This is a genomic window from Kocuria sp. KH4 (genome assembly GCF_053711175.1).
Genome location: NZ_JBSJYX010000010.1, coordinates 67,548 through 92,402, shown reverse-complemented (window position 1 = coordinate 92,402; position 24,855 = coordinate 67,548). Strand labels below are relative to the sequence as shown.

The following is a 24,855-nucleotide window of genomic DNA, read 5'->3' as shown; positions in this document are numbered from 1 at the left end:
CCGCGGCCGCACGTGGGGCCGCTGTCGTCGTTCGAGGGGTCGCCTCGATTATAGATAGCCCGCGGGGGGCCTCCGCACGCTCGTGGTTCGTCCGCGGGGGCGGATACGGTGGAGGGATGCACTCCCTCCCCGGTCCCCTCGTGGACGCCCGGCGGCTCGTGGCCGCCTCCGGGCCGGCCGTCTTCCAGCGCGGCCAGGAGTACTTCCGCGCCGGGCGCGTCCGGACGGTGCGGTGGTCCCCGGGCAGCCAGGGGGCGGGCAGCCTCTCCGCCGAGGTGGAGGGCTCGGGCTCCGTGTACAGCGTCACCGTGCGCGTGGGCACCGGGGGCGCCCCGGGGCCGGCGTGGTGCAGCTGCCCCGCCGGGGGCTTCTGCAAGCACGCCGTCGCCACGGTGCTGCGCCACAACTTCGAGACCGCCGTGCGCGCCCACCGGCCCGGCGGCGCCGCCGCGCCCTCCTCGCCCGGAGGCAGGGCCGCGACCACGACCGGCAGCACGACCGGGAGCGCGGCGTGGGGCGGCGCGGCGGCGGGCGGCCCGGCCACCGGCCCGGAGGAGCCCGCGGACTGGAAGGACGCCCTGGCCGAGATCCTCGGCGGGGCGGGACCGGCCGCCCCGGAGGACCCGTCCGGGGTGGCGCTGGAGTTCGACCTGCGCCGCGAGCCCTACCGCTACGTGCACGGCACGGGCCGCACCGGCTCCCCGTGGCACCTCTACGTGCGTCCGGTGCGCAGGGGCCGGCGGGGCCAGTGGATCAAGGGCGGCCTGGACTGGGAGACCGTCGGCGGGGAGCCCGGCGCCGGGCCGCTGAGCCCCGGCCAGGCGGACTGGTTCGACGAGCTCCGGGCGCTGAGCGCCACCCGCACCCCCTACGCGGTGCACGACCGGCACTGGATCCGCCTGGACTCCTACGCCTCCCCGCTGCTGTGGGGCATCCTCGCCCGGGCCGAGGACGCCGGGATCACCCTGGTCGGCCGGGAGCACGGGCTGCCGGTGACGGTCGAGGAACCGGGACGCTTCCACGTGGACGTCGTCCGCGGCCCCGGGGAGGACCTGCAGCTGCGGCCCACCGTGGACAGCGGCGGGCGCCGGATCGCCCTGGACACCGCCCGGATCATCGGCGACCCCGGGCACGGACTGTTCGCCCCGGACGGGGACCCCCGGGACGTCGCGGACACCGAGGACCTCAACGCCTTCCCGCTGCGCCTCGTGCCCCTGGCCACCCGGCTCACCCGGGAGCAGCGGCGCTTCCTCGACACCGCGGGCGGGCTGTCGATCCCCCCGGACGAGGTCGAGGAGTTCTTCGACCGCTACTTCCCCCGCCTGCACCGCAGCATGGACGTGGACAGCGGGGACGGGTCCATCGAGCTGCCGCAGGTCGCCGACCCCGAGCTGGTGCTCACCCTGGAGCACCAGGAGCTGACCATCCGCGCCCGGTGGGAGTGGGAGTACCAGAAGGGCCGAGACCGGGTCCGTCTGCCCTTCCGCCCGGTGGACCCCCTCGCCGACGAGCCGGTGCACCGCGAGTCCTCCTGGGAGACCGCCGTCACCGCCGCGGTCCGCCACCGCGCCCCGGGCGTGGACCTGCGCCGCTCCAGCTACGTGGCGGCGGACGCCCTGGTGCTCGTGCGGCAGTGGCTGCCCGCCCTGGAGCAGATCCCGGACCTGCGGATCGAGCACACCGGCGGGCGCCCGGCCTACCAGCAGATCACCGACCCGCCCACCATCACCGTCAGCACCGCCCCCACGGAGCGCCGCGACTGGTTCGACCTGGGGGTCACGGTCAAGGTGGGCGAGTTCTACATCTCCTTCGCCGACGTCTTCCGCGCCCTGGACCTCGGCCAGGACGTGATGCTCGCCCCGGACGGGTCGTGGTTCTCCCTGGACCGGCCCGAGTTCGACCGGCTGCGCGAGCTCATCGCCGAGGCCCGCGCCCTGCAGGAGACCCCCGAGGGCCCGCTGCGCATCCACCGCCACCAGGCCGGGCTGTGGGAGGAGTTCGAGGACCTCGCGGCCGAGACGGACCAGGCCGAGGCCTGGCGGGCGTCGGTGCGCTCCCTGCTGGAGCTCGGGACGGTCGAGGCGCCCGCCGTGCCCGCGTCCCTGCACGCCGAGCTGCGCCCCTACCAGCGCGACGGCTACGCCTGGCTGAGCGTGCTGTGGGACCACGGCCTCGGCGGGATCCTCGCCGACGACATGGGTCTGGGCAAGACGGTCCAGGCGATCGCCCTGATCTGCCGCGCCGTCGAGCGCGACCCGGACCTCCCGCCCTTCCTGGTGGTGGCGCCCACCTCCGTGGTCCCCAACTGGGTCGCCGAGATCCGCCGCTTCGCCCCGTCCCTCACGGCCGTGGGCGTGACCGACACCCAGGCCAAGGCCGGCACCGCGCTCGCGGACACGGCCGCCGGCGCCCACGTGGTCGTCACCTCGTACACGCTGCTGCGCCTGGACGAGAGCGCCTACCGGGGCATCCGCTGGGCGGGGGTGCTGCTCGACGAGGCGCAGTTCGTCAAGAACCCCAGGACCAAGGCGCACCGGGCGGTCCGGGACCTCGAGACCCCGTTCACGCTGGCGATCACGGGCACCCCGCTGGAGAACAGCCTCGTGGAGCTGTGGGCGCTGCTGTCCCTGACGGCGCCGGGCCTGTTCCCGTCGCGGCGGAAGTTCACCGAGACCTACCAGCGGCCCATCGAGCGCGGGGAGGACGCCGCGGCGCTGGCCCGCCTGCGCCGGCGGGTGAAGCCGCTCATGCTCCGGCGGACCAAGGAGTCCGTGGACCTGGACCTGCCGCCCAAGCTCGAGCAGACCATCGAGGTGGAGCTCTCCCCCGCCCACCGCCGGCTCTACGACACCCGGCTGCAGCGCGAGCGGCAGAAGGTCCTGGGGCTGCTGCGGGACCTGGACCGCAACCGGTTCACGATCTTCCAGTCCCTGACCACGCTGCGCCTGCTCAGCCTCGACGCGTCCCTCGTGGACCCCGAGGCGGAGGTGCCGTCGAGCAAGCTCGACCTGCTCTTCGAGCACCTGCCGGAGATCGTGGCCGAGGGCCACCGCCCGCTGGTGTTCAGCCAGTTCACGAGCTTCCTCAAGAAGGCCGCGGCCCGCCTGGACGAGCTGCGGATCCCCTACGCCTACCTGGACGGCTCGACGACCGACCGGGCGCGGGTGCTCGAGCGCTTCACCTCCGGGGAGGCGCCCGTGTTCCTGGTCAGCCTCAAGGCGGGCGGCTTCGGGCTGAACCTCACCCAGGCCGACTACTGCTTCCTGCTCGACCCGTGGTGGAACCCCGCCACGGAGGAGCAGGCCGTGGACCGCACCCACCGCATCGGCCAGCAGAAGAAGGTCATGGTCTACCGCCTCGTCGCCCGGGACACCATCGAGGAGAAGGTCATGGCCCTCAAGGAGCGCAAGGCCCGGCTGTTCACGGCCGTGCTGGACGACGACCGGATGTTCTCCAGCGCGCTCACGGCCGAGGACATCCGGGGGCTGATCGCGCCCTGACCTGCGGTTTTGCCCGCAGGAGCAGCGCCGTCATCCGCCGGTCACAATCCCCCGGGACGCCTGGGCGCCACCCTCCACCGACTAGGATCGGCAGTGCGCACCCTACCTTCCCGAGGGACGCCCCTCCCCGGTCTCCCCGACCGGGCGTCCGACGACCGACCGACCGACCGGAGGACCCTCCGTGCCCACTGCCGTGGCGGGCCTCGCAGCCTTCGTGCAGCGCTATGGCTCCCTGATCCGCGCCATGGCCGACCGCGGCATGACGCGCGGACAGGTGCGGATGCGCTTCCAGCTGCTGTTCCCGGAGGAGCCCACCGTCCTGCTGGACGCGGCGATCGCCGAGCTGGGCCAGCGCTTCCCGCAGGAGTCCGCGGCCCCCGAGGTCACCGACGGCGCCGTGGGCGCCGGCGTCTGGCTCGTCATGGCGCAGCACCTGGGCCTGGGCCCCGCCCGCGACTACGCCGCCCTGCACCTCAGCACCGTGGTGGTGCGCGACGTCACCGCGCTGCTCGCCGGCTCGGACCCCGACGGCACCCTGACGCAGCGGACCCTGGGGCTCATCGGCGCGGCCCAGCAGCACTGCGCCGCGGAGACCGCCGGCGGCCCCCTCAGCGCGCACGCCTACGAGCTCGCCCGGCTGAGCCTGTGCACGGACGCGAACTTCCTGTGCGGGATCGCCCACTACTGGCCCGTCCCCGAGCGCGTGGTCGCCCGGCGCCTGGGCGGTGGGCACTGGGACGCGGCGCTCGAGCGGATCGGCCTGCGGGCCGGCGCCGCGCCCGCCCCCGAGCACGTCTTCACGGAGGACGAGTACGCCGCGGCGGTGACGGCCTTCCTCTCCCACTGCCGCAGCACCGGCCACCACCCCACCACGGCCCGGTACGGCCGCTGGGTGGTCGAGCAGGAGGCCTCCAGCACCCGCCGGCCGTACTTCGACGGCGTCCGGCGGTTCTTCGGCTCCTGGGAGGAGGCCATGCGCTTCGCCTCGACCCGCCAGCCGGCCGGGGAGCCCGTCGGGGAGGGGTTCTCGGACACGCGGACCTGGTCCGACCTGGCCACCCCCGAGGCGCAGGAGATGCTGGGCCGCGCGGGGATCGGCGTGGTCGGCCCCGGCACGGCCTCCGCGGTCGTCGACGAGGACGTGTGGGAGGACCTGCGGCGGCTCATCGCCACCGTGCTCGCCCGGCTGCCCTGGAACGACTTCCTCGTGGTCGAGTACGAGCGCTGCGACGACCACTCGGAGGCCCCGGTCGCGTGGGCCGGGGTGGGGCCCCACGGCGTGGAGTGCTCCGTGGTCTCCGGCGGCCAGCTCACGCACGCGGCCTGGCCCGTGGACGCCACGTTCTTCCACGAGGACGAGTGGAACGAGCCCTCGGCGTGGAACCAGCCCTGGACGACCGGCCCGCTGGGCTTCCCGGAGGCGGCGCAGAAGCTGGTCGAGGGCCTGCGCTTCGGCTGGGGCTGCTCCGACCCCTACCGGTTCCACTGGGGGGTGGGCTCCTTCCCCGCCGAGAACCGGGAGGAGAGCTCCGTGATCGCCCCCGAGGGCCACCGGTGGCCGGCCCCGGACGCCGCGGACAGCATCGACTCCTGACCCGCCGGGGCCGGCGTCCCTTCGGTGCACCGAAACCGGGGGCCGGAGCCGCCGGTCTACACTCGTCGGGAAGCGAAGGGGAGTAGTTCCCGGGTGCCGCGCGCCCGTCGGTCTGCCGCCATCCCGGTCTCGACGAGGAGTCCCGGCAGCCCACCCGCCACGACGGGCGAACGAGACCTTCCGGACCACCTCCCGTCCCCGGCCGGGCCCCGCGCGCCGTGCGCCGCGACGGGCCCGAGGAAGGCCCCATGAGCCCCGAACAGACAGCCCCCTCCCCCGCTCCCGGGCAACGCCCTCCCCGGCCGGGGCCGCCGGAGCGCGGCCAGATCCGGCGCTGGCGCAAGTACCTCGCGGAGGAGCGGGCCGAGGCCCGCATCTACCGCCTGCTGGCCGCCCGCAGCACCGGCCGCGAGGCGGAGATCCTGCTCCGGGTCGCGGAGGCCGAGCAGCGCCACGCCGAGCACTGGGTGCGGCTGCTGGGCCCGCACGCCGCCACCGACGCCCGCCCGTCCCTGTACTCCCGGCTGCTGATCTTCCTCGCCTCCCACTTCGGCTCCGTCTTCGTCCTGGCCCTGCTCCAGCGCGCCGAGAGCCGCTCGCCCTACGACGGGGAGCAGGACGCGTCCGACGCCATGGCCGCCGACGAGGCGGTGCACGAGGAAATCGTCCGGGCGCTGGCCACCGAGGGCCGGCACAAGCTCTCCGGGAACTTCCGGGCGGCGGTGTTCGGCGCCAACGACGGCCTCGTCTCCAACCTCGCGCTGGTCATGGGCGTGGGCGCCACCGGCACGTCCCCCGCGATGGTGCTCTTCGCCGGGATCGCCGGGCTGCTCGCGGGGGCCCTGTCCATGGGGGCCGGGGAGTTCGTGTCCGTGCGCTCCCAGCGGGAGCTGCTCGACGCCTCCCAGCCGACCCAGGTGACCCTGCACGTCGCCCCGAACCTGGACCTGGACGCCAACGAGCTGGTGCTGATCTACCGCGCCCGGGGCATGAGCGAGGAGGCCGCCGAGCACCGGGCGGCGGAGCGCCTGGGCTTCTTCGAGTGCGACTGCGACCCGTCCCGCTCCTTCCAGGACCCGGCCGAGGACGAGCCCGTGCAGCGGGAGCACGTGGCCCTGGGCACGGACCTGGGGGCCGCGGCGTCGAGCTTCTGCTTCTTCGCCTCGGGCGCGGTCATCCCGATCCTGCCCTACCTCGTGGGCCTGACGGGGCTGCCCGCGATGGCCCTGGCGCTGGCGCTGGTCGGCCTCGCCCTGGTGGTGACCGGCGGGCTGGTCGGCCTGCTCTCCGGGGCCTCCCCCTGGAAGCGGGGTCTGCGCCAGCTGGCCATCGGCTACGGGGCCGCCCTGGCCACCTACGCCCTGGGCCTGCTGTTCAACACGACCGTGGCCTGAGCCACGCTCCGGGGTGCCGCGTCCTCGACCGCAGACCCCGGGCGCTGTCCCCACTTGAGCGGACAGCGCCGGGCGGGCCTCGGGCGGCCCGCGCCGGATGAAGTGCACGGACCTGCTGGTCAGGCGCGCATTCCCGCGGCGGCGCCCGGCCGGGAGGACGGGGCCGTGCTCCCCTGGCCGTCCGGCGGCCGGGCCGCGGGACGGCTTCCTGGAGATTTCCTGGGGACACCGGGTGCCGACACGGCGCCGGGTCGGATAAAGTTGCGATCGTGGTGAGAACCACAGCAATGGGGGAAATTGCGCGGGCACGACCGATTCGGACGCACTGGGGGGTGCACCGTCTCCGGCGCCCGCGCTCTGAAAGCCGCTCAGCCCACGGCTCTCCTCTGTTGAGGCGTGCAACGCCTGCCGATGGCCGCGGGTCCTCCGAAGCGAGGCGCATCTCTCCCCGCGCCGGGCGGACTCCTACCGCCCGTTCCCGCGGCCATCGGTCTACACCGCGCCGGCTCGGCTCCGAGCCCGTGGCGCCGCTCCCGCCGTCCCGCGCCTCCGGCCGCCCGGGCTAGGATCGTAGGGCCGCACCGGCCGACGCCGTGCCGTGCGGCCCACCACCCGCCCAGCACCGAGGAGCTCCGCCATGCCCGACCAGGTCCCGGGGACCGTCGAACACGTCCTGACCGTCCACTGCCCCGAGGCCCACGGGCTCGTCAGCGCCATCACGTCGAACCTGACGGAGCAGGGCTGCGACATCTTCGACGTCAAGCACTTCTCCGACCGCTTCACCGACGAGTTCTTCATCCGCTGCCACACCGTCAGCGAGGCCGGCACGGCCACCGTGGAGTCCCTGACGGAGGGCTTCGCCCCGGTGGCCGAGAGGCACGACATGCGGTTCCGCCTGGTCTCGGCGCAGCGCAGGACGCGGGTGCTCGTGCTGGTCTCCCGGTTCTCCCACTGCCTCACCGACCTGCTGCACCGCACCCGGATCGGCGAGCTGCCCATCGAGATCGTGGCCGTGGTCTCCAACCACCTCGACCACAAGAGCCTCGTCGAGTGGCACGACATCCCGTTCCACCACGTGCCCGTCACCGCGGAAACGAAGCCGCAGGCGGAGGCGAAGCTGCTCGGGCTGGTCGACCGCTACGACGTGGAGCTCGTGGTGCTGGCCCGCTACATGCAGGTCCTCTCGGACGAGCTGACCCGCGAGCTGTCGGGCCGGTGCATCAACATCCACCACTCGTTCCTGCCCTCGTTCAAGGGCGCCAAGCCCTACCACCAGGCCTACGCGCGCGGGGTGAAGATGGTGGGCGCCACCGCCCACTACGTGACCTCGGACCTCGACGAGGGCCCGATCATCGCCCAGCGCGTCATCCCCGTGGACCACGCCCACACCCCCGCGGACCTGGTGGCGGTCGGCCGCGACGCCGAGATGCAAGCCCTCTCGCGGGCCGTGCGGTGGCACGCCGAGGGGCGCGTGGTGCTCTCCGGCAACCGCACCATCGTCCTGGTCTGAGCGTGCGGACCCCGCCGCGGCCGCCGGGGTCCCGGTCCGGCCGCGGCGCCGGACCGGGACCCCGGCGGTCCTATCCGCCGCTGCGCACCGGGTCGACGGCCACCCGCACGGGGACCCCGGTGCGCAGCGACTCCTGCGCGGCGTCGGCCACCCGCGCGGCGGCCACGGCGTCCTCCGGGGGGCACGGATTGGGGCGGCGGCCCAGGACGAGCTCCACGAAGGCGACCATCTCCGCCCGGTAGGCCGCGGCGAAGCGCTCCGCAAAGGTCCGGTGCGGGGCCCCGGCGGGAAAGGCCACGCCCGGTTCCGCCGAGCGCACCGCGGTCCGGTCGTCCAGGCCCACGGCCAGCGAGGCCCGGGAGCCCTGGATCTCGAGCCGCACGTCGTGGCCCGCCCCGTTGTAGCGGCCGGCCGAGACCGTGCCCACGGTGCCGTCGTCGAACGTCACCACGGCGAGCGCCGAGTCCACGTCCCCGACGGCCCCGATGGCCGGATCGCCGTTGTTGGAGCCCTTGGCGTAGACCTCGACGATCTCGCGGCCGGTCAGCCAGCGCAGGATGTCGAAGTCGTGCACGGAGCAGTCGCGGAACAGCCCGCCCGACGCGGCGAGGAACTCCACCGGGGGCGGGGCCATGTCGCAGGTGACGGCGCGCAGGGAGTGGATCCAGCCCAGCTCGCCGGCGGCGAGGGCCTCGCGGGCGCGCAGGTAGCCGGCGTCGAAGCGGCGCTGGTGGCCGATCTGCACGGTTCCGCCCGCCGCCCGGACGTGCTCGAGCACGGGCAGCGAGTCCGCCACGTCCAGGGCCACGGGCTTCTCGCAGAACACCGGCACGCCCGCGTCCACGCCCGCCCGGATCAGCGCGGGATGGGTCGCCGTCCCGGTGGCCACGACCAGCCCGTCCACCCCGGACGCCAGCAGCTCCGGCACGGAGAGCACGAACCGGGCCCCCAGCCGCTCGGCCACCGAGCGGGCGTGCGCGGCGGCGACGTCGGTCAGCACCACCCGGAGGTCGATGCCCCGCGGGATCAGCTCCTGCCGGAGGGCGGCGAGGTGCTCGGCGTGCATGACGCCGATCCGGCCGACGCCGACGAGGCCGAGGGTGATCTGCTCCATGGTGCTCCTTCGTACAGGGCTTCGCGCCCGGCTCCGGTGCCGGGCGGTGGATCGGGGAGAGGGGCGGCCGGCCGGGCGGAACGGCACGGCCCGGCGGCCCGCCCCCACCCTGGGTGACAGCGGTCACAGATGTCAATAAAATGTATGGACATATTCACATCTCCACGTGGACAATGGACAGCAGCGCCATCCGTCCCCGCCCGGCCCACCCCTGGAGGCACCCCATGTCCGGCCCACTCCGTCTCACGGTCGACAAGTCCTCCCCCGTCCCGCTCTACCACCAGGTGGCGCAGGGGCTCGAGGACGCGATCCGCAGCGGGGAGCTCCCGCCCGGGACGAAGCTCGACAACGAGATCGACCTGGCGAACAGTCTCAACCTCTCCCGCCCCACCATGCGCAAGGCGATGGACCAGCTGGTCCGCGCCGGGCTGCTGGTGCGCAAGCGCGGGGTGGGCACCCAGGTGGTGGGCACTCAGGTGCGCCGCTCCCTCGAGCTGACGAGCCTGCACGAGGACCTCCGGCGCAGCGGCAGCGCGCCCAGCACCGACGTGCTGGACTTCGACGTGGTGCCCGCCGACGAGGAGGTGGCCCTGCAGCTGGGCCTGCAGGCCGGCGACGAGATCTACCACCTCGTGCGGCTGCGCTGCACGGACGGGGAGCCGCTCGCGCTCATGGAGAACTGGATCCCGCGCGCGCTGTGCGAGCTCGACCGGGATCGGCTGGCCGAGGAGGGGCTCTACTCCCTCATGCGCGGCCAGGGCGTCAACTTCCAGCTGGCCCACCAGCGGGTCGGCGCCGTCTCGGCCGACGCGTTCCAGGCGGAGCAGCTGCGCGTCGACCCCGGTTCCGCGCTCGTCAGCATGCACCGCACCGCCATGGACGACCTGGGCCGTCCCGTGGAGACCGGCCGGCACGTGTACCGGGCGGACAAGTACACCTTCGAGCTGACCCTCGTCCAGCGCTAGGCCCCCGTCCGCACGCCGCACGCCCGGGCCCCATTGCCGGGCCCGCGGCCGCCCCAGGAGCCCGGCCACGCACGCTCCGCCGCGAGCACGCGACGACCGGCCGGCACCCGACGGGCACCGACCGGCCGGCACCGACCGACCCGCACCGACCGACCCGCACCGACCGACGACACCGGAGGACACCGACCGCATGCGCACCGACAGCTCCCGCCCCGAATGGGTCCACCCCAAGGACTCCGCCGCCCAGGACGGCTGGTTCGTCTCCCTCGGCGGCCACGACTCCGCCGTCGAGGTCCCCGGCTGGGCCCACACGGGCCTGCGCGTGGCCGACCTCGGCCCCGGCGACCGGATCACCCTGGACGCCGCCGAGGAGGAGCGCATCGTGGTGCCCCTGGCCGGCAGCTTCACCGCCGAGAGCGGCGGCGAGACCTACGACCTCGGCGGGCGCCCCTCCGTCTTCTCCGGCCCCACCGACGTCCTCTACACCGGGACCCGCCGGGATCTCACCGTGTCCACCGCGACCGGGGGCCGGGTGGCCGTGGCCTCCGCCCCCGCGCGCGAGGAGTACCCGACCCGGCTGGTGGCCCGCGAGGAGATCCCGGTGGAGCTGCGCGGGGCGGGCACCTGCTCCCGGCAGGTGCACAACTTCGGCACGCCCGCGACGCTGGAGGCCGACCGGTTCATCGTGTGCGAGGTGCTCACGCCGGCGGGCAACTGGTCCTCCTACCCCCCGCACAAGCACGACGAGGAGAAGGACGGTGAGACGGCCCTCGAGGAGATCTACTACTTCGAGACGCAGCTCGCCGCCGGCATGCCCGCCGCGGGCGACGGCGGCCCGGACCCCATGGGCTACCAGCGGGTCTACGCCTCCGACGACCGGCCTATCGACGTGGCCGCGGAGGTGCGCTCGGGCGACGTGGTCCTGGTGCCCTACGGTTGGCACGGCCCGGCCATGGCGACCCCCGGCTACGACATGTACTACCTCAACGTCATGGCCGGTCCGGGCCGGGTGCGCGAGTGGCTGATCAGCGACGACCCGCACCACGGCTGGATCCGCCGGACCTGGGACGAGGCGGCGATCGACCCGCGCCTGCCCTTCGGCCGCTGAACCCGTCCGCGCCGCCGCCTCCGGGCGGGCGGGTCCGGTCCGGCCCGGGAGGCGAGGAGCCCGCCCGGCCGTGGAGCCGCCGGCTCGCGCTGCTCGTGGCGGCGGTGCTGTTCATGGAGCACCTCGACGGCACGATCCTCGTGACGGCGGCCCCGCGCATCGCGGCCGACCTCGGCGTGGGCAGCGCCGAGGTGGGTCTGGCGATGACCGTCTACCTCGTCACGGTGGCCACCTTCATCCCCGTGGGTGGGTGGCTGGCCGGCCGCTTCGGGGCCCGGCGGGTGTTCTACGCCTCCATCGCCGTCTTCACCCTCGCCTCCGTCCTGTGCGCGGCCAGCACGAGCCTGCCGGCGCTCGTGGCCGGACGGGCCCTGCAGGGAGCGGGCGGGGCCCTGATGGTCCCGGTGGGGCAGCTCGTGGTGCTGCGGGCCACGGACCGGCGGGACCTGCTGCGGGCGATCGCCTGGATCACGTGGCCGGCGCTGCTCGCGCCCGTGCTCGCCCCGCTCCTGGGCGGGCTGCTGACCTCCTGGGCGAGCTGGCACTGGATCTTCCTGGTCAACGTCCCCGTGGGGGTGGCGGCCCTGGCGGCGGCGCGGTGGCTCGTCCGCGATGGGGAGACCGAGCGGCGGCCCCTGGACGTGCCCGGGCTGCTGTGGGCCACGGTCACCGTGTGCGGGCTGGTGGCCGGTCTGCAGCTGGTCGCGGACCCGGGGTGGGCCCCCGCCGGGGCCGGGCTGCTGTGCGCGGCCGCGCTCACCGGGGTCGCAGGGGTCCGGTGGCTGCGGCGCAGCGCCCACCCGCTGCTGGACCTGCGGGTCTACCGGATCGCCGGCTACCGGGCGGCGAACTCCGGCGGTCTCGTCTACCGCGCGGTCGTCAGCTCGGTCCCGTTCCTGCTGCCGCTGCTGCTCCAGGACGGCTTCGGCCGCTCGCCCGTGGAGTCGGGGCTGCTGGTCACCGCGGTGTTCCTCGGCAACGTGGCCGTCAAGCCGGCCACCACACCGCTGCTGCGCCGGTTCGGCTTCCGCGCCGTCCTCCTCGGCTCCGTGGCCGGCGGCGCCGCCTGCGTCGCGGCGTTCCTGCTCCTCACCCCGGCGACGCCCCCGGGGCTCGCGGCCGCCCTGCTGCTGCTCAGCGGGGCGCTGCGCTCGGTCGGCTTCACCGCCTACAACTCCCTGCAGTTCGCCGACGTGGGCCCGGAGCAGCTCTCCTCGGCCAACACCCTGTCCGCCACCGGCGCGCAGCTGGCCACCGGTCTGGGGATCGCCGTGGGAGCGCTGCTCCTGCAGCTGGCCGCGAGCGCGGCGCCGGCCCTGCCCGCGGCCGGCGACCTGTTCCCGTACCGGGCGGCCTTCGCCGTCATGGCGGCCCTGCTCCTGGTTCCCCTGCTCGGTGCGCTGCGGCTCCCGCCCGGGACCGCCGCGCACGTCGCCGGGCGGCGCCCCCGCACGGCGGCGTCCCGGCGTGCGGGCTGACCGGGGGCCCGTGGCCCGCCGGGGCACCGGCACGCGGGACGCCCTCCCCCGTGCCGCACACGCTCGCCCCAGGACGCCCCGCCGCAGGAGCGCCCCTGTCCCGGGACGCTGCGCCGTGGCGAGGACCGGGTCAGCCCAGCACGCCCGCCGCCCGGGCGGCCTCCCGCAGGACGCCGGCGGCGACCTCCAGGCCCTCGACCCGGCCGAGGGAGACGTCCTCGTGCTCGATGTTGACGGCCATGTCCGGGTCGACCTCGTGCAGGGCGGTGAGGAACTGCGCCCAGTACGCGGTGTCGTGGCCGCGGCCCAGGGCCACAAAGTCCCACGCGGAGTCCTTCGGCCACTCGTTGGCCCACTCGTCGCCGCCGAGGTTCGTGCGCTCCTCCTCGGGGGAGAGCCGGCGGAAGCTGTTGTCCAGCACGCCGTGGAGCGCGGCGTTGCCGGGGTTGATCCGCACGTCCTTGGCCGCGGCGTGGAGGACCAGGGGGCCGAGCTCGCGCACCACGGCCACGGGGTCCATCTGCTGCCAGAACAGGTGCGAGGCGTCGAGCTCCACGCCCACGTGGGTGGCGCCGGTCAGCTCGATCAGCCGGCGCACGTCGGCGGTGTTGAACACGACGTTCTGCGGGTGCAGCTCCAGGGCCACCTTGACGCCGTGGTCGGCGGCCATCCGGTCGGTCTCCCGCCAGAAGTCGGCGACGATCCCCCACTGGTGGTCCAGCACGTCCAGGGCCGCGGAGTTCCAGGCGTTGACGATCCAGTTCGGCACCGTGGCCCCGGGCTCGCCGCCGGGCAGCCCGGACATGGTGACCACCCGGTCCTGGCCCAGCCGCTCGGCCAGGCGGATGGAGCGGCGGACGTCCTCGGCGTGCCGCTCGCCGATCTCGCGCCTGGGGTGCAGCGGATTGCCGTTGCAGTTCAGCCCGGCGATCGAGACCCCGGTGCCCTCGAAGAGGCCCAGGTAGTCGTCGCGGGCGGCGTCGCTGACGAGGATCTCGTCCATGTCCGGCACGTGCACGGCCGGCAGGAACCCCCCGGTGTTGAGCTCGATGCCCGTGAGGCCGAGGCCGGCGATCACCGTCAGGGCCTCGGGCAGGGGGCGGTCGTGCAGGACCGCGTTGTAGACGCCGAGCTTCACAGGACGACCTTCTTCCCGTCGTGGGCGGCCGACTCCACGGCGGCCTCCAGGATCTCCATGTTGTGCACGCCGTCGGCGAAGGAGGCGTTGCGCGGCAGCGAGACGGACTCGTCGAGACCGGCGACCTCCTCCAGGAAGGCGCGGGCCTGGTAGCCGAAGGCGTCGTTCTGGCCGAAGCCGACCCCCGGGGCGTCCATGGCCAGGCCGGCGCCGAGATAGGCGTGGCCGGGACCGAGGTTGACGGTGCGGTAGCCGTTGGTGGCCTCGGGGCCCTCGTGCAGGAACAGCTCGATCTCGGCCGGGCGGAGCTGGTTGAACCGGGCCGCGCCCTTCTCGCAGAACACCTCGAACGTCAGCGTGTTGGGGTGCCCGGCCGCCACCCGGGAGACCTCCAGGCTGCCGGCGCCCTGGGCGAACTCGGCGGAGAAGGCGGCGTAGTCGTCGTTCTCCACCGGCTCGTGGACGTCGCTGACCTCGACGATGTCGTGCCCGACCACTGCACCCAGGGGCAGAGGGCGTTCGGTGATGGTGGTGGCCAGCCGGCCGCCGGACACGGAAGCGATGTCACCGCAGAGGAACTCCGCGACGTAGGAGAGGTGGCTGCCGATGTCGGCCAGGGCACCGGTGCCGGGCCCGCCCTTGTAGCGCCAGCTCATGGGGGCCTGCGGGTTGCACCCGTAGTCGGTCCAGTAGCGGCCGCTGACGTGCAGCACCCTGCCCAGGGTGCCGTCCTGGATCAGCTCGCGGATGGCCGCGATGCCGGGGGTGCGGCGGAAGGTGAAGCCGATCCGGGCGACCGTGTCCGCCCGCTCGGCGGCCCGGGCCATGGCGCGGGCGTCGTCGAGGGTGTCGCTGAGCGGCTTCTCGCACAGCACGTGCTTGCCGGCCGCCAGCAGCCCTTCGACGACCTGGCGGTGGAAGCGGTTGGCGACCACGACGCTCACCACGTCGACGGCCGGGTCCTCGGCGACCGCCTCCCAGGAGCCGACCGCGCGCTCGTAGCCGTAGCGGCGGGCCACGTGGTCGCCGAGCTGCTCGTTGACGTCGCCGATGGCCACGTGGCGCAGCGGGGGCAGGACGGGGTCGTAGAGCGTGGGGGCCACGCGGTAGGCGGCCGCGTGGGCCTGGCCGGCCATGCCGGCACCGATGACGGCGACGCCGATGCTGTCGGGCACTGGTCTCTCCTGACGGGTCGAACGGATGGGGGTGGCGCTGCGGAGCGGGGTCGGACGGAGCCGGATCCGATTTTGGAGCGCTCCAAAAAGCGTAGGGGCGGCCCCGGAGCGCCGTCAAGAGATATGTCAGGACACATTCCGGCGGATAATGGGGCGATGACCTCCCGCCCGCACCGCGCCCCGACGATCTACGACGTCGCCCGGGCGGCCGGCGTCTCGAAGTCGCTGGTCTCCCTGGTCCTGCGCGGGTCCCCCAGCGTGTCGGAGGCCCGGCGCACCGCGGTGCTCGAGGCCATGGCGCGGCTGGACTACCGGCCCAGTCAGGCGGCCTCCGCCCTGGCCGGGGCCACCACGCGCACGATTGGCGTGCTGATCGACGACTACCGCAACCTGTGGTTCGTGGAGCTGCTGCGCGGACTGCAGGAGGGCCTGGCGGAGCACGGGTTCCGGATCGCCGTGGCCGACCACACGCTCAACGCCCACGTGGAGGCGAGCCCGCTGGACGGCTTCCTGTCGATGCGCGTGGACGGGCTGGTCATCGCCACCGAGCCGAGCGCGGCCATGCGCGTGCCGGAGGGGCTGCCTGTCGTCGTCGCCGGCCACCGGCAGGGCGTGGTCCCCGGCGCCGACGTCGTCGCCAACGACGACCGGATGGGGGCCCGCCGGGCGACGGAGCACCTGCTGGGGCTCGGCCACCGCGGGATCGGCCACCTCACCGGCGGCGGCGGAGCGGCGCGCCGGCGGGCGGAGGGCTTCGCGGAGGCGATGTCCGCGGCCGGCGCGGACCCGCGGACGGTCCCCGGGACCGGGGCCACCACCGAGGAGGACGGCTACGTGGCCGCGGCGCGGCTGCTGGACGAGGCGCCGGGGACCACCGCCGTGTTCGCCGCGAACGACACCATGGCCATGGGCGCGCTGGCGGCGGCCCGCGAGCGCGGGCTGCGCGTGCCGCAGGACCTCTCCGTGGTCGGCTACGACGACTCCCCCATCGCCTCCACCCACCTCCTGGGCCTGACCACGGTCGACAGCCGCAACGCCCGGATCGGGGCGATGGCCGCCGAACGGCTCATGGCGCGGATCGCCGGGACCGGGGGCGTGCCGGACTGCTCCCTCCTGCACCCGGAGCTGGTCGTCCGGGGTTCCACGGCCCCGCCCCGCCCCGGGGCCTGAGCGGGTCCGCGGGGGCGGACGGCAGGACCCGCCCTCGCGCGCGGGGGCGGGTCCTGCCGTGTCGGGAGCCGCCGGTCGTCAGCGGGCGGCGCCGACCGGCACGCCGGCGCCGTAGAGCTCCGGCCTGGGCTGGAGCTGCACGGGGACGATCTCCCCGGTGGCCTGCGCCCGGACGCCGGCCTCGCAGCACGCCGCCGTGGCGTAGCCGTCCCAGGCCGAGGGCCCGCCGATCCCCCCGCGGGCGGCCGCGTCCACCCAGGACTGGATCTCGCGGTCGTAGGCCTCGACGAAGCGCTCCTCGAAGCCGGGGGTCACGGATCCGCCCCAGGTGCCGACGGTGCGGACGTAGGGCTCCTGGTCGCCGCCGATGCCGACGACGCCCGTCTCGAAGGACGCCTGTGTGGCGACCTGGTAGCCGAACTGGGCGTTGACGTAGACCTCCACCTGGGCCAGGATCCCGGACTCGGTCTCCAGGAGCACGAGCTGCGGGTCGCGCTGGCCCGCGGGCGCGTTGCGGGTGGAGCGCCCGATCCGGACCTGCACGGAGGTGATCTCCTCGCCGGTGAAGAACCGCACGGCGTCGAACTCGTGGACCACCGAGTCGTTGATGATCATCTCGTTGGTGAACCCGGCCGGGGTGGTGGGGTTGCGGTGCTGGTGGTGCAGGGTCAGCAGCTCGCCGTAGGTCTTCTCCTCGATCATCCGGCGCAGGCTCCGGTAGCCGGCGTCGAAGCGGCGCATGAAGCCGACCTGGACCAGCTGCCGGCCCGCGGCGACCTCCGCCTGGACCACGCGCCAGGAGGACTCGGCGTCCGGGGTGAGGGGCTTCTCGCACAGGGTGGGCAGGCCGTGCTCGATGACGGGCAGCAGCACCTGCTCGTGCAGGAAGCCGGGGGTGGCGATCAGGACGGCGTCGGCGGCGTCCCGGTCCAGGACCTCCTGCAGGTCCGTGTAGGCCGCGGCGCCGGGGATGTGGGCCACGGCGGCCTCGGCGCGGGGCCTGTCGATGTCCACGACGGCGGCGACCTCGGCGCCGTTGATCCGTCGGTGGAGGCGCTCGATGTGGTCGGCGCCCATGCGTCCTGCGCCGACGACGGCGACGCGCAGCGGGGTGTTCATGGTCGGTCTCCTTGGTTCGCCCCGGTGGGGCACGGGTGGTTCGGGGCCGCGCTCCCGCCGGTGCGGGACCGGCGGGAGCGCGGGGGCGGGGTGCGGGTCAGTGGTCCCCGGAGGACGGGAACGCGAAGGACGCCCCGGAGGCGTGGTGCGGCTCGGGCCAGCGCTCGGTGACGGCCTTGCCCCGGGTGTAGAAGCGCACGCCGTCGGGGCCGTAGATGTGGTGGTCGCCGAACAGGGAGGCCTTCCAGCCGCCGAAGGAGTGCCAGGCCACGGGCACCGGGATCGGGACGTTGACCCCGATCATGCCCACGGTCACCCGCCGCTTGAACCGGCGGGCGTACGCCCCGGAGGAGGTGAAGATCGCGGTGCCGTTGCCGTAGGGGTTGGCGTTGATGATGTCGATGCCCTCGTCGAGGCTGTCCACGCGCAGCACGACGAGCACCGGCCCGAAGATCTCCTCCTCGTAGGCCTCCATGTCCTGGCGGACCTTGTCGAGCACGGTGGGGCCCACGAAGAAGCCGTTCTCGTGGTCCTGCACGATCAGGTCGCGCCCGTCCACGACCACCGCCGCGCCGGCCTCCTCGGCCGCCGTCACGATCCGCACCACCCGGTCCCGGGAGGCGGGGGTGATGACCGGGCCCATGTCGGAGGAGGCGTCCATGCCGTTGCCCACGGTGATGTCCTTCGCCCGGGCGGCGAGCTTGTCCACCAGCAGGTCGGCGGCCTCCCCGACGGCCACGGCCACCGAGACGGCCATGCAGCGCTCCCCGGCGGAGCCGAAGGCGGCCGCCGTGAGGTTGTCGGCCGCGGAGTCCATGTCGGCGTCCGGCAGGACGATGGCGTGGTTCTTCGCCCCGCCGAGGGCCTGGACGCGCTTGCCGTGCTTGGTGGCGGTCTCGTGCACGTACTGCGCGATCGGGGTGGAGCCCACGAAGGAGATGCCGTCGACGTCCGGGTGCGTCAGCAGCCCGTCCACGGCCTCCTTGCCGCCGTGCAGGACCTGGAAGACACCGTCCGGCAGGCCGGCCCGCTGCCACAGCTCGGCGAGCAGCAGGGACGGGGAGGGGTCCCGTTCGGAGGGCTTGAGGATGAACGCGTTGCCGGTGGCGATGGCCACGGGGGCCATCCACAGCGGCACCATGACGGGGAAGTTGAACGGGGTGATGCCGGCGACCACGCCCAGGGGCTGGCGGAAGGAGTAGACGTCGATGCCGGTGGAGAACTGGTCGGAGAACTCCCCCTTGAGCTGCTCGGCGATCCCGCAGGCGAACTCGACGACCTCCAGGCCGCGGCCCACCTCGCCCTTGGCGTCGGAGAGGACCTTGCCGTGCTCGGCGGTGATCAGGGCGGCCAGCTCGTCGGTGTGGGCGGCCACCAGCTCGCGGAACCTGAACAGCACCGCGGTGCGCTTGGCCAGGGACACGTCGCCCCACGAGTCGGCCGCGGCGCGGGCCGCGGCCACCGTGGCCTGCAGGTCCTCGTCCGTGGCCAGGTGCAGGATGCCCGAGACCTCGCCGGTGGCGGGGTTGTAGATCTCCTGGGTGCGGTCCCCGGAGCCGGGCGTGCGCGCCCCGGCGATGAAGTGCTCGACGTGCTGGGTCTGCTGCTCGGTCTGCTGCGTCATGGGTTCCTCCTTCAGTTCCCGAGCAGCGGGCGCTGCCGGGCCTTGTGCTGCTGGTAGACCTCGTAGGCCTCGTTCGTGGAGTCGAGGGTGGCGGTGCCCGTGACGGGCACGTCCCACCAGGACTCGGAGCTGGGCGCGTCGATCAGCGGGTCGGACTCGACGTGCACGAGCACCGGGCCGGAGCCCTCGGGCGCCGCCTTGGCCTGCTCGACGGCCGCCTTCAGCCGCTCGATCACGCCGTCGCCGGGCTCGACCCGCAGCACCCGCACGCCGAGGGACTCGGCGTTGGTGGCGAGGTCGATCGGCAGCGTGGCGCCCTCGTCGAAGCTGTGCCGCTGCCCGTCGAGGTAGCGGTACTTCGTGCCGAAGCGCTGGGAGCCCAGCTGCTCGGACAGGGCGCCGATCGAGGCGTAGCCGTGGTTCTGGATCAGCACGACCACGAGCTTGAGGCCCTCGGCCACGGCCGTGACCAGCTCGGTGTGCATCATCAGGTACGAGCCGTCGCCGACCATGACGACGACGTCGCGGGCGTCCTGCGGGGCCCCGGCCTGCTCGGCCTCGGCGACCGCGGCCCGCTTGACGCCGAGCCCGCCGGCGATCTCGTAGCCCATGCACGAGAAGGCGTACTCCACGTGGTAGCCGTACGGGTCCTTCACCCGCCACATCTTGTGCAGGTCGCCGGGCAGCGAGCCCGCCGCGCACACCACGACGTCGCGGTCGTCCATGGCCTCGTTGACGGCCCCGATGATCTCGTTCTGGCTGGGCAGCGGCAGGTGCCGCTCGCCGAAGGCGGCGTCCACGGTGGCGTCCCAGCGCCGCTTCTCGGCCTCGACGGTCGCCGCCAGGTCCCCGCCGACCCGGTACCCGCCGAGCGCGCTCGTCAGCTCGACGAGGGTCTTGCGGGCGTCGGCGACGATCGGCACGGAGCTGCCCTGCTTGTAGGCGTCGAACGCGGCGACGTTGACGTTGACGAAGCGCACGTCCGGGTGCTGGAAGGCGGTGCGGGAGGCGGTGGTGAAGTCCTCGTAGCGGGTGCCGACGCCGATCACGAGGTCGGCCTCGGCGACCACGGCGTTGGAGGCGGTGGAGCCGGTCGAGCCCACGGCGCCCAGGCACAGCGGGTGGTCCCAGTCCAGCACGCCCACGCCGGCCTGGGTGTAGGCGACGGGGATGCCGGTGGCCTCGGCGAACTCCCGCAGCGCCTCGGCGGCGAAGGCGTAGTGCACGCCGCCGCCGGCGATGACCACCGGGCGCTCGGCCGCGCGGATCGCCGCGACGGCCGCGCGGACGTCCTCCTCCTCCGGGGCGGGGCGGCGGATCCGCCACTCCCGCGGGGCCAGGAACTCCTCGGGCACCTCCAGGGACTCCGCCTGCACGTCCTGCGGCAGCGCGATCGTCACGGCACCGGTCTCGGCCGGGTCCGTGAGCACGCGCATGCCGGACAGCAGCGCCGAGAAGAGCTGCTCGGGCCGCACCACGCGGTCGAAGAAGCGCGAGACCGGGCGGAACACGTCGTTGACCGTGATGTCGCCCGCGTCGGGGCGCTCGAGCTGCTGCAGCACCGGGTCGGGCCGGCGGGACGCGAACTGGTCGGAGGGGAACAGCAGCGCGGGCAGCCGGTTCGTGGTGGCCAGCGCCGCCCCGGTGACCATGTTCGTGGCACCGGGCCCGATCGAGGTGGACACCGCGAAGGTGGCCCGGCGGCGGGTGTGCCGGGCGTAGCCGACGGCCTGGTGCACCTGGGCCTGCTCGTTGCGGCCCTGGTAGTAGGGCATCACGGCGGGGTCGGCGGCCTGGTACTGCTTCAGCGCCTGGCCCACCCCGGCCACGTTGCCGTGGCCGAAGATGCCGAACATGCCCGGGATCGTGCGGGCGCGGTACTCATGTCCACCGATCCGGTCCACGGTCCACTGGTTGGCCAGGAACTCCACCAGCGCCTGGGAGACGGACAGGGTGCGGGTGCTCATCGGGCGGCTCCTTCTTCGACGGGGTGTCCCTTCAGCAGGGAGGCTGCGGTGGCCACGGCGCCGGCGACGTCGCCGTCCTCGGGGTACAGCAGGGTGCGCCCGACGGTGAGGCCCTGGACGCCGGGCAGGGCCAGCGCCGCCTCCCAGGTCGCGAAGACCTCGTCCGGCCGCCCGCTCGGGTCACCGCCCAGCAGGACGGTGGGCAGCGTGGTGGCCGCCATGACCCGCTCCATCTCCTCCACCACGGGGAGCTTCATCCAGGTGTGCGCCGACGTCCCGCCGAGCCCCTGGGCGATGGCCACGGACTGGATCACGGCGTCCGCGGAGAGGTCGTTGACGATCCCGCGGCCGGTGACCCGGGAGATGAACGGCTCCACCATCGCGATGAGCCCCAGCTCCGCGAGGGAGTCCACCGCGCGGGCGGTGTTCTCCAGGACGGAGGTGGTGTGCGGGTCCTCGAAGCAGATGCGGGTGAGCATCTTGCCGCCGTCGGCGCCGATCCGGTCCAGTGCCTGCGCGGTGTGCCCGGTGAAGCGGTCGTCGATCTCGTTGACCAGCCCGGGCAGACCGCCGCGGTTCATGGAGCCGAAGACGAGCTTGCCCTCGAGCGCCCCGAGCAGCAGCAGGTCGTCCAGCACGTCCGGGGAGGCCAGCACCCCGTCCACCCGGGGGTCCCTCAGCGCGATCTGCAGCCGGTCCAGCAGGCTGCGCCGGTCGGCCATGGCGTCGGCCTCCTGGCGCACCTTCAGGGCGCCGCGGGCCGCGTGGTCGGCGGCGACCACGAAGTTCTGCCGCCCGTGCACGAGGCCGGGGTGGCGTCGGCGGGAGTCGGCCGCGCGCTGGACCGCCCGGGGGTCCTCGAGCCGGACCCGGGTCAGGTGCTCGTAGCGGCGGGGATCCGTCGTGTCGAGCTCGACGGGGGATGCGGTGGTCATCGGGTGGCTCCTTCGGGAACGGCGCGGCCGCGTTCGCGCAGCAGCTGGAAGACCTCGTCAGGGGTGGGCATGGCGTCGGAGCAGGAGATCCTCGACGCCACGATGGCCCCGGAGGCGTTGGCGTAGTCGAGGACCTGCTCGAGGGTCCAGCCCTGGTTGATGCCGTGGCAGAAGGCGCCGCCGAAGGAGTCGCCGGCCCCGAGGCCGTTGACGGTCTCCACCGGGACGGGGGCGGAGACCACGCGCTCGTCCTCGGTCTTGGCCATCACGCCCTCCGGGCCGAGCTTGACCACGGCGATCCGCACACCGGCCGCGAGCAGCCGGTCGGCCTGCTCGTCGGGGGTGCCCTCCCCCACGGCCACCGCGCACTCCTTGTCGTTGCCGATGGCGATGGTCACGTGCTGCAGCAGCGCGTGGACCTGCTCGCGGGCCTCCTCCTCGGACGCCCAGAACATCGGGCGGTAGTCGAGGTCCAGGATCGTGTGCTGGTCGGCGCGCAGCTGCTCGCGGGGACGGGCCTCGTGCGCCGCCAGGTGGGCGGAGCGGGACGGCTCCTGGCACAGGCCGGTCACCGTCGACCACAGGATGCGCGCCTCGCGCACGGCCTCGGCGTCGATCTCCTCGGGCCGGATCTGCAGGTCCGGGGCCGTGGGGAAGCGGCCGTAGAAGTACAGCGGGAAGTCCTCCGGCGGGCGGATCGCGCAGAACGTGGCGGGGGTCTGCAGGTCCGGCACCGCGCTCACGAACCGGTCGTCCACGCCGTAGCGGGTCAGCTCCCGGTGCAGGAAGGCGGCGAACGGGTCGTCGCCGGTGCGGGTGATCACGGCGGCGGACTCGCCGTGGCGGGCCGCGGCGACGGCCACGTTGGACGGGGAGCCGCCGAGGTACTTGCGGAACGTGGTCACGTCCTCGAGGCCGACCCCGACGTCGTCGGGGTAGATGTCGACGCTGATGCGCCCCAGGGTCACGACGTCGTAGCTCATGCCTTCACCTCCGTCTTCTGCGCCGCGGCGGCGCGCTCGCGCATCTGCTCCAGCTGGTACCGGGAGACCTCCACGGCGTTCTCGTCCTCGGCGAAGACCGAGGAGACCATCACGGTGTCCTCGCGGTCGAGGAAGCCGTTGGCCGCGAGCCCGCCGAAGAACTCGTCCCAGTCGACGTCGCCGTCCCCGATCCGGAGGTGCTGGTGCACCCGGGCCGCGTTGCCCGGCGGGTTGGTGATGTAGCGCAGCCCGTGGGAGCGGTGGTGGTCCATGGTGTCGGCGACGTGCACCACGCGCAGCCGGTGCCCTACGGCGGCCATGATCTCGAGCGGGGCGTCCGCCATGTGGAAGGTGTGCGGCGCCACGTAGACGAAGCCGAGGTTCGGGGAGTTCACGCCGCGGATGACCCGCCACGCGGCGAGGCCCTGCTCGACGAAGTCGTCGGGGTGCGGATCGATCGCGACGTGCACGCCCTCCCGCTCGATCATGGGCAGCAGCTCCTCCATGGAGCGGTAGAACGCCCGCTCGGACTCCTCGGCGAGCTCCGGCCGGCCCTGGAACTCGGTGTTCATCTGGCTCACGCCGAGGTCCACGGTCATCCGGATGGCGCGCTTCCAGTAGCGCACCGCGGCCTCCCGGGCGTCCGGGTCCGGGGAGGACCAGCGCAGCACCGGCAGTACCGAGGCGATCTGCACGCCGGCGTCGCGGCAGGCCCGGCGCAGGTCGGCCACGAGCCGGTCGTCGGCCTTGGGGTGGTTGAAGAAGGGCAGGAAGTCCGCGTGCGGGGTCAGCTGCAGGTACTCGTAGCCGAGCTCGGCCGCGAGCGCGGGGAACTCCAGCAGCGAGTGGGAGTGGTGGAACGGGGTGGGGTCGAGGGCGATCTTCATGGACGGTTCTCCAGGTCTGGGGTGCCGGGGCGGGTCAGCGGACGCTCGTGCGGGAGCCGCAGCCCAGCAGGTAGGAGCGGGTGCGGGTGGCGATGGGCAGCGGGACGTCGAAGGAGGAGACGGGGTACATGTCCTGCTCGACGATGCCGAAGATCGGCCGCTCGAGCTTCTCGACCTCCGCGATCACCGCGGCGAGGTCCGGCAGGCCGGCGGGGGGCTCGACCATGACGCCGGCGAGGTTGGCGGCGGCCCAGGTGAGGTTCTCCCGGCGCACGCGCTCGAGGACCACGGGGTCGATCTGCTTCAGGTGCAGGTAGCCGATCCGCTCGGGGTACTTGCGGATCAGGTCCACCGAGGACGCTCCGCCGTACTCGGCGTGGCCGGTGTCCAGGCACAGGGTCACGAGCTCGGGGTCGGTGCGCTGCAGGAACGTCTCGATGTCGGGCTGGCCGCACACGTGGGAGTCCGCGTGGGAGTGGAACTGCTGCCGGAGGCCGAAGTCCTCGCGCAGCACCCTGCCCAGCCGGTCGTGGCCCTCGCACAGGGCGTTCCACTGCTCGGTGCTCAGCTGCTCGTTCTCGAGCGCCTCGCCCGTCACGTCGTCGCGCCACATGGCGGGGATGACCACGATGTGCTCTCCGCCCATGGCGGCCGTCAGCTCGGCGACCTTACGGGCGGGCTCCCAGGCCTCCTGCCACTGGTCGGCGCCGCGGTGGAAGGCGGTGAAGACGGTGCCCGCCGAGACCTTCAGGTTCCGCTGGGCGAGCTCGTCGGCGAGCCGGGCGGGATCGGTGGGCAGGTAGCCGTAGGGGCCCAGCTCGATCCAGGAGTACCCCGCCTCGGCCACCTCGTCGAGGAAGCGCTCCCACGGGGTCTGCTGCGGGTCGTCGGGGAACCACACGCCCCACGAGTCCGGGGCCGTGCCGATGAGCACGGGGTTCTTCTGCTGTGCCGCCGCGCCGGCGGTCGCGGTGGTCGCGTTTTGCTGCGCCATGATGACCTGCTTCCTGGTTCTGGTACCTGGTCACCGCCACGCTCCGCCGTCCGGGCGACGGGGCGATCAGTGGTCGGGATCACAACCAGAATACCGACCCAGGTCAGTTTGTAAAGACATACCGTCTTATAGGCCTCGGTATCGCCACCACGAGGGGCCGTCTGCCCCACCGGCCGCGCGACGCACCCCGGCGCCGGGGT

General features: G+C 73.9%; 18 protein-coding genes. 8 read left to right on the top strand and 10 right to left on the bottom strand.

The features are described 5' to 3' along the window. The first annotated feature begins 116 nt into the window (after positions 1 to 116). The 4 genes from ACWCOM_RS09505 (at position 117) to purU (ending at position 7,998) form a co-directional block, all read left to right on the top strand. Positions 117 to 3,500 (top strand): DEAD/DEAH box helicase, encoded by a 3,384-nt coding sequence (locus tag ACWCOM_RS09505; protein ID WP_454548496.1) that lies wholly within the window; start codon positions 117 to 119, stop codon positions 3,498 to 3,500. A gap of 181 nt (positions 3,501 to 3,681) precedes the next feature. Continuing rightward, a complete protein-coding gene (locus tag ACWCOM_RS09500) occupies positions 3,682 to 5,094 on the top strand; it encodes a TY-Chap domain-containing protein (protein ID WP_454548495.1) in 1,413 nt (470 codons plus the stop codon). Positions 5,095 to 5,342: 248 nt separating this feature from the next. Beyond that, complete coding sequence (locus tag ACWCOM_RS09495) at positions 5,343 to 6,488, top strand: VIT1/CCC1 transporter family protein (protein WP_454548494.1); 1,146 nt, start codon at positions 5,343 to 5,345, stop codon at positions 6,486 to 6,488. A gap of 637 nt (positions 6,489 to 7,125) precedes the next feature. Continuing rightward, positions 7,126 to 7,998 carry a formyltetrahydrofolate deformylase gene (gene purU / locus ACWCOM_RS09490; protein ID WP_454548493.1) on the top strand — a complete coding sequence of 291 codons (873 nt, stop codon included), beginning with the start codon at positions 7,126 to 7,128 and terminating at the stop codon, positions 7,996 to 7,998. A 70-nt stretch (positions 7,999 to 8,068) separates the two neighbouring features. Here the strand turns inward: purU and ACWCOM_RS09485 are convergent, their stop codons facing one another. Then, on the bottom strand, positions 8,069 to 9,112 hold the full coding sequence (locus ACWCOM_RS09485) for a Gfo/Idh/MocA family oxidoreductase (RefSeq protein ID WP_454548491.1): 1,044 nt from the start codon (positions 9,110 to 9,112) through the stop codon (positions 8,069 to 8,071). A gap of 224 nt (positions 9,113 to 9,336) precedes the next feature. Here ACWCOM_RS09485 and ACWCOM_RS09480 point away from each other — a divergent pair, with 224 nt between their 5' ends. From ACWCOM_RS09480 to ACWCOM_RS09470, 3 genes are all read left to right on the top strand, one after another. Then, positions 9,337 to 10,077 carry a GntR family transcriptional regulator gene (locus ACWCOM_RS09480; protein ID WP_454548490.1) on the top strand — a complete coding sequence of 247 codons (741 nt, stop codon included), beginning with the start codon at positions 9,337 to 9,339 and terminating at the stop codon, positions 10,075 to 10,077. 190 nt (positions 10,078 to 10,267) lie between these two features. Next, positions 10,268 to 11,185 carry a 5-deoxy-glucuronate isomerase gene (gene iolB, locus ACWCOM_RS09475; RefSeq protein ID WP_454548489.1) on the top strand — a complete coding sequence of 306 codons (918 nt, stop codon included), beginning with the start codon at positions 10,268 to 10,270 and terminating at the stop codon, positions 11,183 to 11,185. A gap of 113 nt (positions 11,186 to 11,298) precedes the next feature. Continuing rightward, positions 11,299 to 12,663, top strand: coding sequence for an MFS transporter (locus ACWCOM_RS09470; protein WP_454548488.1), 1,365 nt, complete (start codon positions 11,299 to 11,301; stop codon positions 12,661 to 12,663). A gap of 130 nt (positions 12,664 to 12,793) precedes the next feature. Here ACWCOM_RS09470 and ACWCOM_RS09465 read toward each other — a convergent pair whose 3' ends face one another. Both ACWCOM_RS09465 and ACWCOM_RS09460 read right to left on the bottom strand, forming a co-directional pair. Beyond that, complete coding sequence (locus ACWCOM_RS09465; RefSeq protein ID WP_454548487.1) at positions 12,794 to 13,801, bottom strand: sugar phosphate isomerase/epimerase family protein; 1,008 nt, start codon at positions 13,799 to 13,801, stop codon at positions 12,794 to 12,796. Further along, positions 13,798 to 14,976, bottom strand: a complete 1,179-nt coding sequence (locus tag ACWCOM_RS09460; protein ID WP_454548486.1) for a Gfo/Idh/MocA family protein — start codon at positions 14,974 to 14,976, stop codon at positions 13,798 to 13,800. The genes ACWCOM_RS09465 and ACWCOM_RS09460 overlap by 4 nt, the downstream gene beginning before the upstream one ends. 156 nt (positions 14,977 to 15,132) lie before the next feature. Here ACWCOM_RS09460 and ACWCOM_RS09455 point away from each other — a divergent pair, with 156 nt between their 5' ends. Next, a complete protein-coding gene (locus ACWCOM_RS09455; RefSeq protein ID WP_454548485.1) occupies positions 15,133 to 16,146 on the top strand; it encodes a LacI family DNA-binding transcriptional regulator in 1,014 nt (337 codons plus the stop codon). Positions 16,147 to 16,224: 78 nt separating this feature from the next. Here the strand turns inward: ACWCOM_RS09455 and ACWCOM_RS09450 are convergent, their stop codons facing one another. The 7 genes from ACWCOM_RS09450 to ACWCOM_RS09420 form a co-directional block, all read right to left on the bottom strand. Next, positions 16,225 to 17,265 (bottom strand): Gfo/Idh/MocA family protein, encoded by a 1,041-nt coding sequence (locus tag ACWCOM_RS09450; protein ID WP_454548484.1) that lies wholly within the window; start codon positions 17,263 to 17,265, stop codon positions 16,225 to 16,227. A 97-nt stretch (positions 17,266 to 17,362) separates the two neighbouring features. Beyond that, complete coding sequence (locus ACWCOM_RS09445; protein WP_454548483.1) at positions 17,363 to 18,889, bottom strand: CoA-acylating methylmalonate-semialdehyde dehydrogenase; 1,527 nt, start codon at positions 18,887 to 18,889, stop codon at positions 17,363 to 17,365. An 11-nt stretch (positions 18,890 to 18,900) separates the two neighbouring features. Continuing rightward, positions 18,901 to 20,856 (bottom strand): 3D-(3,5/4)-trihydroxycyclohexane-1,2-dione acylhydrolase (decyclizing), encoded by a 1,956-nt coding sequence (iolD, locus tag ACWCOM_RS09440; protein WP_454548482.1) that lies wholly within the window; start codon positions 20,854 to 20,856, stop codon positions 18,901 to 18,903. Then, the gene (locus tag ACWCOM_RS09435) at positions 20,853 to 21,791 is read right to left on the bottom strand and encodes a Cgl0159 family (beta/alpha)8-fold protein (RefSeq protein ID WP_454548481.1); all 939 of its coding nucleotides are present in this window, start codon (positions 21,789 to 21,791) and stop codon (positions 20,853 to 20,855) included. The genes iolD and ACWCOM_RS09435 overlap by 4 nt, the downstream gene beginning before the upstream one ends. After that, entirely contained in the window at positions 21,788 to 22,774 is a 987-nt protein-coding gene (gene iolC / locus ACWCOM_RS09430; protein WP_454548480.1) for a 5-dehydro-2-deoxygluconokinase, read from the bottom strand. The genes ACWCOM_RS09435 and iolC overlap by 4 nt, the downstream gene beginning before the upstream one ends. Then, complete coding sequence (locus tag ACWCOM_RS09425; protein ID WP_454548479.1) at positions 22,771 to 23,661, bottom strand: sugar phosphate isomerase/epimerase family protein; 891 nt, start codon at positions 23,659 to 23,661, stop codon at positions 22,771 to 22,773. The genes iolC and ACWCOM_RS09425 overlap by 4 nt, the downstream gene beginning before the upstream one ends. A gap of 34 nt (positions 23,662 to 23,695) precedes the next feature. Continuing rightward, positions 23,696 to 24,655 carry a sugar phosphate isomerase/epimerase family protein gene (locus ACWCOM_RS09420; RefSeq protein WP_454548478.1) on the bottom strand — a complete coding sequence of 320 codons (960 nt, stop codon included), beginning with the start codon at positions 24,653 to 24,655 and terminating at the stop codon, positions 23,696 to 23,698. Positions 24,656 to 24,855: the final 200 nt, after the last annotated feature.

What these genes read in the sequence shown, in the direction of transcription:
- ACWCOM_RS09505 (WP_454548496.1), top strand. Translation starts at nt 117, where the DNA reads ATGCACTCCCTCCCCGGTCCCCTCGTGGACGCCCGGCGGCTCGTGGCC.
- ACWCOM_RS09495 (WP_454548494.1), top strand. Translation starts at nt 5,343, where the DNA reads ATGAGCCCCGAACAGACAGCCCCCTCCCCCGCTCCCGGGCAACGCCCT.
- purU (WP_454548493.1), top strand. Translation starts at nt 7,126, where the DNA reads ATGCCCGACCAGGTCCCGGGGACCGTCGAACACGTCCTGACCGTCCAC.
- ACWCOM_RS09485 (WP_454548491.1), bottom strand. Translation starts at nt 9,112, where the DNA reads ATGGAGCAGATCACCCTCGGCCTCGTCGGCGTCGGCCGGATCGGCGTC.
- ACWCOM_RS09480 (WP_454548490.1), top strand. Translation starts at nt 9,337, where the DNA reads ATGTCCGGCCCACTCCGTCTCACGGTCGACAAGTCCTCCCCCGTCCCG.
- iolB (WP_454548489.1), top strand. Translation starts at nt 10,268, where the DNA reads ATGCGCACCGACAGCTCCCGCCCCGAATGGGTCCACCCCAAGGACTCC.
- ACWCOM_RS09470 (WP_454548488.1), top strand. Translation starts at nt 11,299, where the DNA reads ATGGAGCACCTCGACGGCACGATCCTCGTGACGGCGGCCCCGCGCATC.
- ACWCOM_RS09455 (WP_454548485.1), top strand. Translation starts at nt 15,133, where the DNA reads ATGACCTCCCGCCCGCACCGCGCCCCGACGATCTACGACGTCGCCCGG.
- ACWCOM_RS09450 (WP_454548484.1), bottom strand. Translation starts at nt 17,265, where the DNA reads ATGAACACCCCGCTGCGCGTCGCCGTCGTCGGCGCAGGACGCATGGGC.
- ACWCOM_RS09445 (WP_454548483.1), bottom strand. Translation starts at nt 18,889, where the DNA reads ATGACGCAGCAGACCGAGCAGCAGACCCAGCACGTCGAGCACTTCATC.
- iolD (WP_454548482.1), bottom strand. Translation starts at nt 20,856, where the DNA reads ATGAGCACCCGCACCCTGTCCGTCTCCCAGGCGCTGGTGGAGTTCCTG.
- ACWCOM_RS09435 (WP_454548481.1), bottom strand. Translation starts at nt 21,791, where the DNA reads ATGACCACCGCATCCCCCGTCGAGCTCGACACGACGGATCCCCGCCGC.
- iolC (WP_454548480.1), bottom strand. Translation starts at nt 22,774, where the DNA reads ATGAGCTACGACGTCGTGACCCTGGGGCGCATCAGCGTCGACATCTAC.
- ACWCOM_RS09425 (WP_454548479.1), bottom strand. Translation starts at nt 23,661, where the DNA reads ATGAAGATCGCCCTCGACCCCACCCCGTTCCACCACTCCCACTCGCTG.
- ACWCOM_RS09420 (WP_454548478.1), bottom strand. Translation starts at nt 24,655, where the DNA reads ATGGCGCAGCAAAACGCGACCACCGCGACCGCCGGCGCGGCGGCACAG.